Genomic DNA, 13397 nt, shown 5'->3' on the forward strand with positions numbered 1-13397 from the left:
CAGGGGCGTTCTGCTGACTGAGCGTTGCCGGTATCAGGTAGGAGGCAGCGTGTCGGTGAAAGACGGCCGGGCCGATAGCTTGTCGTACAGACGAGCCAGATTGGCATGATCGGCGCGCCAGTTCAAGCTGGCAAAGCGCAGGTCCAGATAGCCCAGCGCGCAGCCCACGGCGATGTCCGCCAGGGTGTAGTTCACGCCCATGCAGTGCACATGCTCGCCCAGGCTGCCGTCCATGGCGCGCAGGGCGGCGCGGATCTTGCTGTACTGGCGTTCGATCCAGTCGGCGCTGCGTTGCGACTCGGGGCGCTGGTTTTCCTTGACGATGGTGACGCAGGCGTCGAGCAGGCCGTCGGCGATCGCTTCCCAGCACTTGACCGCGGCGCGTTCGCGGCCGGGCTGCGGGATGAGCCGGGCGACGGGCGACAGCGTGTCCAGATACTCTACGATGACGCGCGAATCAAACAGCGCGCCGCCGTCTTCCATCACCAGGCAAGGGACCTTGCCGAGCGGATTGAATTGCTGGATCTGCGTATCGGGGGACCAGACGTTTTCGAGTTCCAGCTGGTAATCCAGCTTTTTCTCGGCCATCACGACGCGGACTTTGCGCACGTAGGGGCTGGTAAGCGAACCGATAAGTTTCATGGAGTTATGGACGGAGTCGGAAAGCGGCCGCAGTATAGCAGGCTGGGCCGCCCTCTCGGATTGAGGGGAGGGGCGCACGGTGTTACAGGACTGCGGGTGATAAAATCGGAACCCGCTTTCAACCGCCATTTTTCTCCGATCATGCAGATTGCCGACCAGCTTACCCAACTCAATGCTCTTTCGCCACTGGATGGGCGCTACGCGTCGCGCAGCGATGCCCTGCGGGGGCTGCTGTCGGAAGCTGGTTTCATGGCGCATCGGGTCGAGGTCGAAGTGGCCTGGCTGGTCGCGCTGTCGGATGCTGGCCTGCCCGAGTTGCCGGTGTTTTCCGCCGCCGCCCGCGCCCGGCTGGCGCAGCTGGTCGCGGACTTCTCCGAAGCCGATGCCGCCCGCATCAAGGACATCGAGCGCGTCACCAATCACGACGTCAAAGCGGTCGAGTACTGGCTCAAAGAGCGCGTCGCCGATGACGCCGAGCTGGCGCGCGCCGCGGAGTTCATCCACTTCGCCTGCACGTCCGAAGACATCAACAACACGTCGCATGCGCTGATGCTCACCCGCGCCCGCGACCAGGTGCTGCTGCCGCGCCTGCGCGAGATGCAGGCCAAGCTCAACACCCTGGCCCTGGACAATGCCGCGCAACCCATGCTGTCGCGCACGCATGGTCAGCCCGCCAGCCCCACGACGCTGGGCAAAGAATTCGCCAACGTGGCCGCCCGCCTGGCGCGTGCCATCGCGGCCATCGAGGCCGTCGAACCGCTGGCCAAGCTCAACGGCGCGACCGGCAACTACAACGCCCACCTGTCGGCTTACCCCGAGATCGACTGGCCCGAGTTCAGCCGCAAGGTGCTGGCCGGCCTGGGCTTGACGCAAAACCGCCACACCATTCAGATCGAACCGCATGATTGGATGTCGGCGCTGTTCGATGCCGTGACCCGCGCCAACATCATCGTGCTCGATCTGGACCGCGACATCTGGGGCTATATCGCCCTGGGTTACTTCAAGCAGCGCCTCAAGGATGGCGAGGTCGGCTCCTCGACCATGCCGCATAAGGTCAACCCCATTGACTTCGAAAACTCCGAAGGCAACCTGGGCCTGGCCAATGCCGTGCTGCGCCACCTCTCCGACAAGCTGCCTGTCTCGCGCTGGCAGCGTGATCTGACCGACTCGACCGTGCTGCGCAATCTGGGCGTGGGGTTTGGCTATTGCCTGGTGGCATGGGATGCCTGCATGCGCGGGCTGAACAAGCTGGAAGTCAACGTCGCGGCGATCGACGCCGATATCGACGCTTGCTGGGAAGTGCTGGCCGAGCCGGTGCAGACCGTCATGCGCCGCTATGGCCTGCCGCAGCCCTATGAGCAGCTCAAGGCCCTGACGCGCGGCAAGGGCATCACCGAAAGCGCGCTGCGCGAGTTCATCGCTGGCCTGGAGTTGCCCGCCGATGCCAAACAGCGCCTGCTGGACATGACCCCGCGCTCCTATCTGGGTCTGGCCGTCGAGTTGGCCCGGGCGGTATAGTGAGTGACACGCCGGCGCGGCCGTCAGCCCGCCGGCGCTTCGCCCCGCCTCAGGAGATCTCCGTGAAGAAGCTGATTGCCCTCATTGCCCTGGCCTGTACGGCCGCGGCTGCTCCGGCAGCCGCACAGTTCGCCAAGCCCGAAGACGCTGTCAAGTACCGCCAGGCCGCGCTGACCGTGATGGCTTCACACTTCAGCCGCATGCAACCGGTGGTGCGGGGGCAGGCGCCTTATGACGCGGCCCAGATCAAGGCCAACGTGGACATTCTCAAAACGCTGGCCGCGCTGCCCTGGGCCGGCTTTGGTCCGGGTACCGAGGGGGGCGGCGCCAGGCCCGAGGTCTGGGCCGACGCGGCCGGTTTCAAAGCGAAGCAGCAGCAATTCATGGCCAACGTCGACAAGCTGTCGGTCGCGGCTGACAGCGGCGATCTGGCCAAGGTGCGGGCCGCTTTTGGCGACGTCGGGGCCAGTTGCAAGGCCTGTCATGACGCCTACCGCAAAAAGTAAGCCTGCCCCGCCTGCAAAACACAACGCCCCGTCATGGGGCGTTGTGTTTTGCAGGCGGGGCCGTTGTGCTCAATAGGCGGGCAGCGTGTCCAGGCTGTTGAGCCACAGCACCAGTGCGGCGCAGCAGGCGGCGAGCAGCAGCGCCCGCAAGCGCAATGACAGATCGTCCCGCGCCGGGACGAGGCCGGGGGATGCGGCGCCGTCTCCCGTGATCATGCTCTTGATCAGTGGCTGGCGCAGAACGAGGGCATGCCATAGCACGGCCAGCACATGCAGGCCGACCAATGCCAGCAGCAGCCATTCGTTGGCTTTGTGCAGTCGGGTGAGTCTGGCCGCCAGCTCGGGGGCGATGGCGCTATTGAGCGGCCCTTGAATCATGATGTCATCGCTGACGAACAGGCCGCTGACTGCCTGAAAGCCCAGCGCAAGCAGCATGGCCAGCACGGATAGCGCGCCCAGCGGGTTGTGGCCAGCCGTGCGTAACTGTCCGCGCAAATAGGCCGCCAGGGCGCGGGGGCCGCGCACAAACTGGGTAAAGCGCGCATACCGCGAGCCGCACACGCCCCACAGCAGGCGAAACAGGATCAGCCCCAGCGTGGCCAGCCCGAAGCGGACATGCCAGTCCATGTACAGGCCGCCCAGCTTGACGGTGACGAAAGCGCCTGTCACACAGGCCACCAGGGCCCAATGAAACAATCGGGTGGGAAGATCCCAGATGCGCAGCGTGGAAGGCATGATGCTTCAGTCCCGCAGTGTCAGACGCGGCCAATGTAGCATGGGGCCCGCGCCGCGGATCCGGGGGTTCAGGCCGAAAGCCGGCGTTGACGCGACACGGATTCGATGCGGTGCACATGCTCATGGCGAAAGCGAATGCGCTGGCCGAGCTTGGCGCCGCAAGGTTGAATCAGTTCGGTCGTGTACGTGGTCGTGCCGTTGATGGGCGCGTTGAAAATGACCGCGGCGCGAATGGCTTTGCCATCGGCGAGCTTCAGGTGAACGACATCTCCCACGTTGATGGGCATGTCATTCAGCTTGGACTGGATCGGGCGGCGCACCAGGTCCTGGGTGTTGAACAGCTTATTCATATGTTTTCCTCGTTAAAGTTGTTGTATGGAAACACGGCTCCGGTTTGACCGGTTTGCGTACTTCTATGTTGGCGCGGGTGGCGCGCCGGTGCCCGCTTAGGGCGGTGGCCAATATGGCCGTTGCGGGACGCAGGTTTCCCTGGCGTTGCGATGGCCAATATGGCCGTACCTGGTTTGCTGGCGGAAACACCGCAGGGGTCAACGTGTTGCGGGTGTAAAGCGAAACATGCTGCTTGCCCGGCGCAAACCTCCCGAGCGATACCGATGTTGTTGCCGCAGAATAGATATTGGAAGTGGCGGCGGCCCATGAGGGCCAACATCGATGTGGATTGGCTGCCGGCGCCAGGTGAGGGCGTCGGCGGGGGCGAGGGGCGCAAAGTGTGCGCAAAACGCCTTACGGCAAACACCGCGGGCGGGCCTTAAGGCCTAATGCCAGGGGCGGTGATCGATCCGTAGTTGATATCGGCCTTGTGCCTGGCAGCGTTCTTGAGGGCTTGAAAGCGACTCGTTTTGCTTGGGCTAAAAGGCGATGATCATGCCAATCCAATCGATGATATGGCTAAGTATTTGTTTTGTCAAGCCTTGTTGTGACAGCTGGCTTACGTTCGCAACAAAATCCTCTGCGCTGGCGAGAATGGGGACGGGTTAGGCTAAGCTCTGAGTTCCGCGTTGGATAGGTAGACGCCTACTTGTTGACTTCCGTGTTGCCACCCTTGCTGCACCGCCTGTCCCTGTTTTCGGGAGGGGCTTATGTGCTGCGCGCGGCATTGCTTGCCGCGCTCGCCCTGAGCGTGGCGGCCTGCTCACAGAACGAACCGCGGGAGCGTGCCGCGCTCATTGCCTGGTTGCAGCAGGACAGTCCTGCCGCGCCCGATACGGAGACGCTCAAGCAATTCGGCGAGTACCAGCGGCAATATGCGGTGATCGGTGATTATCGGCAGGCGCTGGCGCACGCGGCGCACGGAATGAGTCAGGCACTGGCCGAGTTGCCGGCCCACAGCCTGGCAGAAATCTCGGCTCGCCGCGAACGTTTGCTGGCACTGCGAGCCAGTATCCACCGCGAACAACAGCGCCTCGAACAGGCTTATCGGCAAGCTTTATCGCAGCGGGCCGACCTGTTGCAGGCCGCGGACCTCAAGACGGCCTATGATCAGGCCTTCGAACGCCTGGTGATCGGGCCGCAGGCCGCCATCGGGCCGGTTTGGGACCTGCTGGAAGGGCCGCTGTCGGCGTCGCTGAAAGTCGCCGATTTTGCTGCCTTGCATCAGGATCAGATCGCCACCACCGGCCCCTTGACCCAGGTGCAGGATCCCTCGGTGCGTGATGCACTCAATGCCTTGCTGGATACACTCAATGCGCAATCGCGCAATCTGGAGCGTGCCGCCGCGCGCTGCCAGGAATTGGGTCTGTGTCCGCCCGAGCCCGACGGGGCTTCCCCCTCACAGGCGCCCGCGCCGCGTTTTCAGGACGACTCATGACGCAATCGCCTCTTCTGCACAACCGGACGTTCATCGTCCTGCTGATCGCCGTTACCCTGGCTTTTCTCTGGCTGCTCTGGCCTTTCTTCGGTGCCGTATTCTGGGGCACCATCCTCGCCATCATCTTCGCGCCCCTGCATCGCAAAATCGCCCGCAGGCTGGCGCCGCGGACCAATCTGGCGGCCTTGCTTTCGCTGGGCCTGGTGTTGCTGGTGGTGATCATTCCGCTGGCGCTGATCACGGGTTCCCTGGTGCAGGAAGGCGCCAGTCTCTATCAGCGCATGCGGTCGGGCTCGCTGAATTTCGGCGCCTATTTCCAGCAAATCATGGATGCCATGCCGCCCATGGTGCATGACCTGCTGGCGCGCTTTGACCTGGATGATCTGGGCAGCATCGAGGAAAAACTGTCCGCCGGCGCCATGCAGGTGAGCCAGTTCCTGGCGACGCAATTGGTCAATATCGGGCAGGACACGGCGCAGTTTCTGGTCAGCTTCGGGGTGATGCTCTATCTGCTTTACTTCCTCTTGCGTGACGGCTCGCGTCTGTCGCGCCGCCTGCGGCGCGCTGTTCCGCTGGATGAGGATTACAAACAGCATCTGTTCCGCAAGTTCACCACGGTGGTGCGTGCCACCGTCAAGGGCAATATCGCCGTGGCGGCGGTGCAAGGCGCGCTGGGCGGCATCATTTTCTGGGTGCTCGATATCCAGGGGGCATTGCTCTGGGGTGTCATCATGGGCTTTCTGTCTTTGCTGCCGGCCGTGGGGGCAGGGCTGATCTGGGCGCCGGTGGCGATCTATTTCCTCGTGACAGGGGCCATCTGGCAGGGCGTGGTGTTGATTCTGTTCAGCGTCCTGGTCATCGGTATGGTCGACAATGTGTTGCGGCCCATTCTGGTTGGCAAGGACACCAAGCTGCCGGACTACGTCATTCTGATCTCCACGCTGGGCGGCATGGCATTGTTCGGCTTGAATGGCTTTGTCATCGGACCGCTGATCGCGGCCCTGTTCGTGGCCTGCTGGGATCTGTTTTCGCCGCCGGCTCCGGAGGATCTGCCCAAGGACGCCGACAGCTTGCCGGAAACCACCAAGCGCGCCCGGTCCTGATCCGAGCCCGCCGCAGGAGAACCCCCACATGACAGCCATTGCCAGTGATATCCAGTTGCGGCCGCTCGAGCGGGGTGACCTGCATTTCGTGCACGCGCTCAACAACAACGACGCCATCATGCGTTATTGGTTCGAAGAGCCTTACGAGGCCTATGACGAGTTGATGGCGCTGTATGACCGGCACATCCATGATCAGTTCGAGCGGCGTTTCATCGTCGAGCGCGAAGCCGGGCAGATGGTGGGGCTGGTCGAGTTGGTGGAGATCAATCACATCCACCGGCGGGCCGAGTTCCAGATCATCATCGCGCCCGGATTCCAGGGGCATGGCTATGCCAAAGCCGCCACGCGCATCGCCATCGGCTATGCCTTCCGGGTCCTCAACCTGCACAAAGTCTATCTGGTGGTGGATAAGCAGAATGCGGCCGCCGTGCACATCTACCAGGCTTGCGGCTTCTCGGTGGAGGGCGAGCTGCGTGAAGAGTTCTTCTCCAATGGGCGCTACCGCGATGCCTATCGCATGAGCCTACTGCAGGCCGAGTACCTGCACACCTACGGCACGATCCCCGAGCACGCCTCGGTATTGCGCGACTGGCTGCCGCAAGCCCCGCAGGCCTGACCCCGGGGCGGTGGCGGCCGCTTCAGTCGGCCAGCACACAGGTGTTGCGGCCACGGGCTTTGGCGGCGTAGAGCGCATCGTCGGCGCGTTTGAGCAGGCGCTGGTAGTCCGGATGGCCATCGTGGGTGGCCACGCCCACGCTCATCGTGACGCGCCGCTGGGTGCCGTCGGGCAGCAGCAGAGCCTTGTCGGCCAGGCGTTGGCGCAGGCTTTCGGCGACATTGAGCGCCTGCACGGCATCGGCGTCGACCAGCACCACCAGGAATTCTTCGCCGCCCAGACGGAAGGTGTAGTCGCCGCCACGGCTATAGGTGGACACCAGTGTGGCCACCTGTTGCAGCACGACGTCGCCGGCGTCGTGGCCATGCTCGTCATTGACGCTCTTGAAGTAGTCGATATCGACCATCAGCACGGACAACGCTGAGTCCGTCTTGCGCGCGTAGGCGACTTCCTTGCTCATTACGACGTGCAGAAACTTGCGGTTGAGCAAGTGGGTCAGCGTATCGCGCCCGGAATCCAGGTGCGCGGCTTTCTCAAACAGCGCGTCGATGAGATAGGCCAGGGTCTTGGTGGCTTCGCGCACCGCATGCAGCAGGCGAATTCTGTCCTGCGGTTCAGCGGGTGCGTCGAGCAGTTTGTCGATGGCTTCGATCTGTACCCGGGCCTGAGCGGCCTCCTTGGCGCCTTCGAAGGCATGCGCGGCCTTGTGGGTAAACCACAGGCCGAACTCGGATTTGCGCAGCCGGCGGAGTTTGTCGGCACTGTCGCCGACAGACAGGCCGAATAACAATTGGTTTTCCCAATCCAGCAGGGCGGCGCGCTGACGTTCCTTCTCTGTGCCGACGTTCTGCGACAGGCTCAGCAGGCGATAGCCTTCCTCGGCGCGCGCATTGCGGTCATGCGAGTTGGCGTAGGCCAGCGACATGAGTTCGATGGCAAACAGCATGATCTCGCCGAGATAATCCGACAGCGGCCAGCGCAGCGCGGCGGGGATATCCGGGTCGCGTGCCAGCGTGGCACGCATGCGACAGATCAGCATGCGAGTGCCTTGCAGCACCAGATAGACGGGGATGTCGATGCGGGCGTGCACGTCTCCGACCCGTTGCTGGAAGGCGACCGCGGTCACGTAGTCTTGGTGGACGGCCGCGCCGAACACCGAACGCAACCAGGCCTGCATGGAAGCGTGCAGTTTCTGATGGACGATCTGATCCGACAGAAAATAGGCGGCCGCGTCGTCGGCCAGCATGGTTTCGTAAAACGTATCGGCCAGTTCGGCGGCTTGCTTGTCGACGCGTTCAAAGGCCAGATTGAGGATGTCGCGGGAATACGGCGCGCAGGTTTCCTTCCAGCGCGCCACGAACGTATCGGTAGAGAGTTTCAAGACGGGAAGTACTTAAAAGAGAAAGGCTGTGCTGCGCTCAAGCCGTGGCGGCTTGCAGCACCACGCGATTGCGTCCGTCGCGCTTGGCCTGGTAGAGCAGGACATCGGCGCGCCGCATCCAGAGGGATACGGTATCGCCGAGTTGTAGCATAGTCAGGCCCGTGCTGGCGGTGATGACATGATCATCTTCCAGTTCGGGGATGCGGGTCTGGGCCAGGATGTGGCGTAGACGCTGCGCCAGGGTATGCGCCTCGGCCAATTCGGCCGGCACGACAATCGCGAACTCTTCTCCGCCGACCCGGCCTGCCAGCGCATCTCCCCCAGCGCAGTCGCGGATCAGGCGGCTGACCGTGCGCAACACGTTATCGCCCGCCGCGTGGCCATACCGGTCGTTGATCGCCTTGAAGTGGTCGATATCGATGAGCAGGAGTGCAAAGGGGCGCAGGCCGGCGCCCGAGATCAGGTTCTCCAGGCGCTCGTCGAGGGCGCGCCGGTTCCATAGCCCGGTCAGGCCGTCGATGTCCCTGTCATCGCGCAGGCGCGTGATCATATCGGTCAGGCTGGCGGCGAACAGCAGCAGCGCCAGGATCAGGCCGGTCAACACCAGCAGCAACTGCAGGACGAACCAGAACGCCAGGCTGTCGAAGCCCTGTGGCGCGAGTTGCGCGGGCAAGGCCAGAATGAGCAGCGTGCGGACAAAGAAGCTCAACGCAAAAAGCGTGAAAACCCAGTGGACCGTCTTATCGATGGCGCTGATGCCGCTGGCGATGCGGATACGCCACGCGGCCACGCTGAGAATGGTGCCGATGCCGCAGTTCAGTACATGGCTGCGTAAGGCGTCTTCGGGCTGGGCGTAGCAGAGATAGGCGACTGCCAGCCAGGTAATCAGGGCGGCCCCGCCCAAGGCCAGGCCGGCGCGCTGGTGGTAGCGGCGCAACAACCCTTCGGCCATGCAGGAGATGCTCAATAGATAGACGGCCGAGGAAGTCAGGCTGCTGAGCGGCTGGTCTCTCGGCCACTGCAGAATCTGCATGGCCGCGCCCGCAGCATAAAGTAGAAACGCGCAGGCCAGCAGTGCGAGGTAGGCACGGCGATCCAGAAACTTCCAGATGCACAGGAAGCTTCCCGAGATGACCAGTGCGATGGCAGGGCTGCCCAGCGTGAGCACCTGGGTAGCGCTTAAGTTCAGATTCACGGCGGTAGAACAAGGAGGGTGGCACTGCGGCTGCGGCCCGTCCGAGTAGATATTGAGTCCTGTGATGTCGCTTGAATGAAAAGAGCGCTGCCCGGTGGTTCAGCAGCCACTTCCGGCCTTGATTCCCATCGTGGCGTCCGTGGCTGTGGCGCCTTCAAACCTTGTGCTATGCCCGCAGCGAGAGGGCGATCGGGGCGTCATGCGGGACGCCGCCGGATACAGGTGAGTTAAACCGCGCCTGCTCAAAAATAATACAGGCCTCCAAAAGGCCTGTATGCGTGGCAATCGTATCGCAGTAAGCGGAATATTAATATAAATACTTGAGGTTTATATTAATTTGATAATGTGATCAATAAGCCAGTAAGTAATATAACTCAATGTTTTTTATGGGATAATTTCAAAAATTGCATTTCCTTCCGGAGAAATGGCGCCGTGATGGGCCGTATGGGCTGATTTTTGAAAATATAGGAAATAAAAGTATTTTTTTCGACGCCGGCGGATTTCAAATTCGCTTGTTTGCAGAGAATTTCCGCGGGCGGCGCCATCTAGGGATTGTCCCTAGCGTGGCAATCCTTACTGCGTCGGCCTCACTGGGGCTGCAGGCGGCCCAGCACGAAGCCATCCACTTCCGCCAGGCGTCCGCGCCACAGCGTGGGCTGCAGGCTGATCGGCTCGCCGTCAGTGGTAAAGAAGAGTGCATCGGCCAGATGGATGTAGTTCGGTAGCGGATCGACGGGCTGGGGTTGGCGAAACACATCACCCAGTTGGGCCAGGGCGTTACGCACCGCCTGCCGATCCGATGCCGAATCGACCTCGCTGGCGAAGTTGTCGGCGAAACGGTCGAAATAGCCCGCGCCGGACACGATGGTGCCTCCCACCAGGATGCCGCCCATCTGGAGCGTGACACCGATGCCTTGCAGGGCGTCGCCGCTGTTGACCAAATTGACCAGAAATTGCAGGAAGGCGTCGGCGCGCGGGGTTTGATGATCGGGCAAAGATGGCATGGCAGGCCTCGGGCAGGGAAAGAGGCGTCATTATCGAAGTGCGGTGGGAAGGGCAATGCGCTGATCAGCCCATCAATTGCAGGTTTATTGAGCGGATGTGAGGGCGGGCAGGCGGGCCGAGCATGGCTTCGTGGCCACTGAGCGCGGCGCGTGCGGTAAGGCGTGGCATCCCCCATGCAATAATTCAGGGCATGAATGCCTTTCTTCCCGTTTCGCTCTCTCTGCTTTGCGTCGGTGTGGTCTTTCTGGCCATTGGCATCGCGCGCAACGACACCACCTTTCTGACGCTGGGCGGCGTCTTCATGGCCTCGGCCGGACCGCTGTTGGCTATCGGCCTGGGCCGAAAACGGTTTGCCAAAACAAACTGAGTAGCCCGGCCGGTGCAAGGCAGAGCGAAGCGCAGATGATTCTTCTCGCCTTGGGCTGAAAGACCGCGCCAGCGCCGTCGAAGCGCGGGTCAGCCTTTGCCGCGGCAAGATCGTCGCCGGTAGCGGTGATGCTGCCGCACATTTTGAAGAAGATAAAGACGCTCAGGGTGCGTGCCAGGCCATCGGCAAGTTGGCGAATGCCCCGTCTTAGCGACCGCGGGTAGGCCGGCGCCAGCTGCATCAATCATTCAGGATGCACCCCCGCGCAAACCCGGGGGTGAACGCAGCGCTCGGTTCAGTTTTCCCTTTGCCGGGGATAGCGGGGGTCCGAGCAGGCCTGCATTTACGGCGCCCCGCAGCGGCATGAGCGGACTCCCATGCGCAGCGGGGGGCGAGGGCGCGCGACACTGCCAATCTGCCCGCGGCCATGTATTGATCGCTTTTGCGCCCCGCAGGCATCGCCCTTCATGCTCGAGCGCGCCGCGCCGAACGCCGGTTCGCATCAGCGCGCGTTGATCCGTCGATGGGTCGCGCGCGGTGCGCCTCATCGCGCTATCGGGCGGCGTGGTCTCGCTCTGTTCCTCTCGCTCGACAGCGCTCGGGCCGCTCGTGCCCGGGGCGGCCAGGTCGATCGCCTGACGGAAGCCCTAGGTGTCTCGCTCGAGACCCTCATCGCTCTCGGCCTGGTCCGTCCCCTGCGGCTGCGGATTGGCCACATCGGGGCAGGGCAAGGGGGACAAAAACTTGCCAATATCAATGTCCTTATTGGAAAATTGATATTAATTCTCATTATTTGTTGTCAATCCGGAGCATCTGATGCCCGCCACACCCCCTGCCGACGCATCATCGATGCACACGCTTTACAGCGCCAATCATCGTTGGCTGCTGGGTTGGCTGCGCCGCCGCGTGGGCGACCCTTTCGATGCCGCAGATCTGGTGCAGGATACTTTCGTGCGCGTGCTCAAGACGCACACCAACCCCAGTGGCGACATCGGCAGCATCCCTCCCGGTACCCCCATTCGTGAACCCCGGGCGTATCTCGCCACGATCGCCAAGAGCTTGATGATCGATTTTTTTCGACGTCAAACCTTGGAACGCACCTATCTGGAAGTCCTCGCCGCGCTCCCGCCCCAAGAGGTTCCCTCGCTGGAAGACCAAGCCGTACTGCGTAGTGCGCTGATGGACATTGACACGATGCTCGATGGGCTCGGTGTGAAGGTCAAGCAAGCCTTTCTGATGGCGCAATGCGAAGACCTGCCCTACGCGGAGATCGCAAGCCGTTTAGGGGTATCGCGCCGCACCGTGGACAATTATTTGGCCCGAGCAATGACGCATTGCTGCCTGCTGCTACCGTAGGGGCCGCCGTCATGCCTTCGGACGCAACGTCAAAGCCGAGCGCGCAGGCCCTGCGGGCGATCAACGAAGCCGCAGCCTGGTATGTGCGGCTAGGCTCAGAAACGGTCAGCCAGGAAGACCAGCAAGCATGGCGTCACTGGCTTGGCCACAACGATGCCAACCGCGCCGCTTGGGACAAAGTCGAACAAGTCTGCCGTCAACTCGGTCGCCTGCCGGGCAGTATCGCCCGGCCTACCCTTGCCGCGACCAAGGTAACGCGTCGTGCGGTGCTAAGCAGCATCGGCCTGCTGGCGGGCGTGGGAGGCACATCGTGGCTGGGCTGGCAGACGCTGCCCTGGCATAGCTGGGTAGCGGATTACCGCAGCGCGGTCGGTGAGCGGCGCAACATATCATTGGCTGACGGCTCATCCATGCTGCTGGATACGGATACCGCCGTAGACGTCACGTTCGACGCAGAGGCGCGCATTCTGGATCTACGGTCTGGCGCCATCTTCGTCACGACGCACCCCGATCCCCACCATACGCCTCGCCCCTTTATCGTGCGGACGCGCCAAGGTACGGTGATTGCCCTGGGTACCCGCTTCACCGTCAAAGCCGAAGGCGACTGGACGAACGTCGCTGTCCTGGAGAAATCGGTTCGGATTGCCCCGAATCAGGGGCACGACACCCTGACCCTGCACGCCGGCCAGCAAACACAATTTAGCGACAGCGCCATTTCGCCGCCTCAGAACAGCGATCTCACCACGGCATCGTGGGTGACGGGGAACCTGGTGGTATTCGACATGCCGCTGGGCGAGCTGGCCGCCGAATTGGGCCGATACCGGCGCGGCGGCCTGACGTGTGATACGGACATCGCGCATTTGCTGGTCTCGGGCTCATTCCCCTTGAACAATACCGATCAGGCATTGGCGTCCCTCACGCAAAGCTTCCCAATCAAGGCATCGCGGTTTCTGGGTTACTGGACGCGGCTCGTCGCCCGCTAGTCGCCCACTCCTCGCCCACTTATCGCCCACGATTCGGGCCCGCGCCATCGCCTCGGAATTTTTTTTCGAAAAAATTGCGCATTTGACTCGCCTCGCTCGTCCTCTCAGGCAGATCCCTTATTTCATGTTCATCTGAGAGACTTCATGTCAGCTAGTCGGTCC

General features: G+C 62.4%; 14 protein-coding genes. 8 read left to right on the forward strand and 6 right to left on the reverse strand.

Going from position 1 to position 13397, the window contains the following annotated elements:
• Positions 1-33 precede the first annotated feature (33 nt).
• On the reverse strand, positions 34-642 hold the full coding sequence (locus CAL22_RS08005) for a glutathione S-transferase N-terminal domain-containing protein (RefSeq protein ID WP_094812037.1): 609 nt from the start codon (positions 640-642) through the stop codon (positions 34-36).
• 141 nt (positions 643-783) lie between these two features.
• Between CAL22_RS08005 and purB the strand changes: the two genes are divergently transcribed.
• The gene (purB, locus tag CAL22_RS08010) at positions 784-2160 is read left to right on the forward strand and encodes an adenylosuccinate lyase (protein WP_094812039.1); all 1377 of its coding nucleotides are present in this window, start codon (positions 784-786) and stop codon (positions 2158-2160) included.
• A gap of 62 nt (positions 2161-2222) precedes the next feature.
• Positions 2223-2666: a c-type cytochrome gene (locus CAL22_RS08015; RefSeq protein WP_094812041.1), complete on the forward strand. Its 444-nt coding sequence runs from the start codon at positions 2223-2225 to the stop codon at positions 2664-2666.
• A gap of 69 nt (positions 2667-2735) precedes the next feature.
• On the opposite strand, the gene CAL22_RS08020 is transcribed toward CAL22_RS08015, so the two are convergent.
• Both CAL22_RS08020 and CAL22_RS08025 read right to left on the reverse strand, forming a co-directional pair.
• Positions 2736-3401 carry a cytochrome b/b6 domain-containing protein gene (locus CAL22_RS08020; protein ID WP_094812043.1) on the reverse strand — a complete coding sequence of 222 codons (666 nt, stop codon included), beginning with the start codon at positions 3399-3401 and terminating at the stop codon, positions 2736-2738.
• Between the two features lie 68 nt (positions 3402-3469).
• Positions 3470-3751, reverse strand: coding sequence for a hypothetical protein (locus CAL22_RS08025; RefSeq protein ID WP_094812045.1), 282 nt, complete (start codon positions 3749-3751; stop codon positions 3470-3472).
• A gap of 689 nt (positions 3752-4440) precedes the next feature.
• Here CAL22_RS08025 and CAL22_RS08030 point away from each other — a divergent pair.
• The 3 genes from CAL22_RS08030 to speG are packed head-to-tail and all read left to right on the forward strand — an operon-like array spanning position 4441 to position 6948.
• A complete protein-coding gene (locus CAL22_RS08030; protein WP_094812047.1) occupies positions 4441-5229 on the forward strand; it encodes a DUF3053 family protein in 789 nt (262 codons plus the stop codon).
• A complete protein-coding gene (locus CAL22_RS08035; protein WP_094812049.1) occupies positions 5226-6332 on the forward strand; it encodes an AI-2E family transporter in 1107 nt (368 codons plus the stop codon). The genes CAL22_RS08030 and CAL22_RS08035 overlap by 4 nt, the downstream gene beginning before the upstream one ends.
• Positions 6333-6360: 28 nt before the next feature.
• Positions 6361-6948, forward strand: coding sequence for a spermidine N1-acetyltransferase (gene speG, locus CAL22_RS08040; RefSeq protein ID WP_094812051.1), 588 nt, complete (start codon positions 6361-6363; stop codon positions 6946-6948).
• A 22-nt stretch (positions 6949-6970) separates the two neighbouring features.
• Here the strand turns inward: speG and CAL22_RS08045 are convergent, their stop codons facing one another.
• The 3 genes from CAL22_RS08045 to gvpU all read right to left on the reverse strand — a co-directional run bounded on the left by CAL22_RS08045 (position 6971) and on the right by gvpU (position 10528).
• Positions 6971-8329, reverse strand: coding sequence for a diguanylate cyclase (locus tag CAL22_RS08045; RefSeq protein ID WP_094812053.1), 1359 nt, complete (start codon positions 8327-8329; stop codon positions 6971-6973).
• Between the two features lie 37 nt (positions 8330-8366).
• Positions 8367-9524 carry a GGDEF domain-containing protein gene (locus CAL22_RS08050; RefSeq protein WP_143276946.1) on the reverse strand — a complete coding sequence of 386 codons (1158 nt, stop codon included), beginning with the start codon at positions 9522-9524 and terminating at the stop codon, positions 8367-8369.
• Between the two features lie 587 nt (positions 9525-10111).
• Positions 10112-10528, reverse strand: coding sequence for a gas vesicle accessory protein GvpU (gvpU, locus tag CAL22_RS21275; protein WP_244193812.1), 417 nt, complete (start codon positions 10526-10528; stop codon positions 10112-10114).
• 191 nt (positions 10529-10719) lie between these two features.
• Here gvpU and CAL22_RS21115 point away from each other — a divergent pair, with 191 nt between their 5' ends.
• The 3 genes from CAL22_RS21115 to CAL22_RS08065 all read left to right on the forward strand — a co-directional run bounded on the left by CAL22_RS21115 (position 10720) and on the right by CAL22_RS08065 (position 13235).
• Positions 10720-10896, forward strand: coding sequence for a hypothetical protein (locus CAL22_RS21115; protein ID WP_167383579.1), 177 nt, complete (start codon positions 10720-10722; stop codon positions 10894-10896).
• Positions 10897-11745: 849 nt separating this feature from the next.
• Positions 11746-12252, forward strand: coding sequence for a sigma-70 family RNA polymerase sigma factor (locus CAL22_RS08060; protein WP_094812057.1), 507 nt, complete (start codon positions 11746-11748; stop codon positions 12250-12252).
• Between the two features lie 11 nt (positions 12253-12263).
• A complete protein-coding gene (locus CAL22_RS08065) occupies positions 12264-13235 on the forward strand; it encodes a FecR domain-containing protein (protein ID WP_094812059.1) in 972 nt (323 codons plus the stop codon).
• The last annotated feature ends 162 nt before the right edge of the window (positions 13236-13397 follow it).

Source organism: Bordetella genomosp. 12, assembly GCF_002261355.1.
Lineage (GTDB): Bacteria > Pseudomonadota > Gammaproteobacteria > Burkholderiales > Burkholderiaceae_B > Bordetella.

Excerpts from the sequence above, each read along its gene's own strand:
- CAL22_RS08005 (WP_094812037.1), bottom strand. The coding sequence starts at position 642 with ATGAAACTTATCGGTTCGCTTACCAGCCCCTACGTGCGCAAAGTCCGC.
- purB (WP_094812039.1), top strand. The coding sequence starts at position 784 with ATGCAGATTGCCGACCAGCTTACCCAACTCAATGCTCTTTCGCCACTG.
- CAL22_RS08035 (WP_094812049.1), top strand. The coding sequence starts at position 5,226 with ATGACGCAATCGCCTCTTCTGCACAACCGGACGTTCATCGTCCTGCTG.
- CAL22_RS08025 (WP_094812045.1), bottom strand. The coding sequence starts at position 3,751 with ATGAATAAGCTGTTCAACACCCAGGACCTGGTGCGCCGCCCGATCCAG.
- speG (WP_094812051.1), top strand. The coding sequence starts at position 6,361 with ATGACAGCCATTGCCAGTGATATCCAGTTGCGGCCGCTCGAGCGGGGT.
- CAL22_RS08020 (WP_094812043.1), bottom strand. The coding sequence starts at position 3,401 with ATGCCTTCCACGCTGCGCATCTGGGATCTTCCCACCCGATTGTTTCAT.
- CAL22_RS08060 (WP_094812057.1), top strand. The coding sequence starts at position 11,746 with ATGCACACGCTTTACAGCGCCAATCATCGTTGGCTGCTGGGTTGGCTG.
- CAL22_RS08065 (WP_094812059.1), top strand. The coding sequence starts at position 12,264 with ATGCCTTCGGACGCAACGTCAAAGCCGAGCGCGCAGGCCCTGCGGGCG.
- CAL22_RS21115 (WP_167383579.1), top strand. The coding sequence starts at position 10,720 with ATGAATGCCTTTCTTCCCGTTTCGCTCTCTCTGCTTTGCGTCGGTGTG.
- gvpU (WP_244193812.1), bottom strand. The coding sequence starts at position 10,528 with ATGCCATCTTTGCCCGATCATCAAACCCCGCGCGCCGACGCCTTCCTG.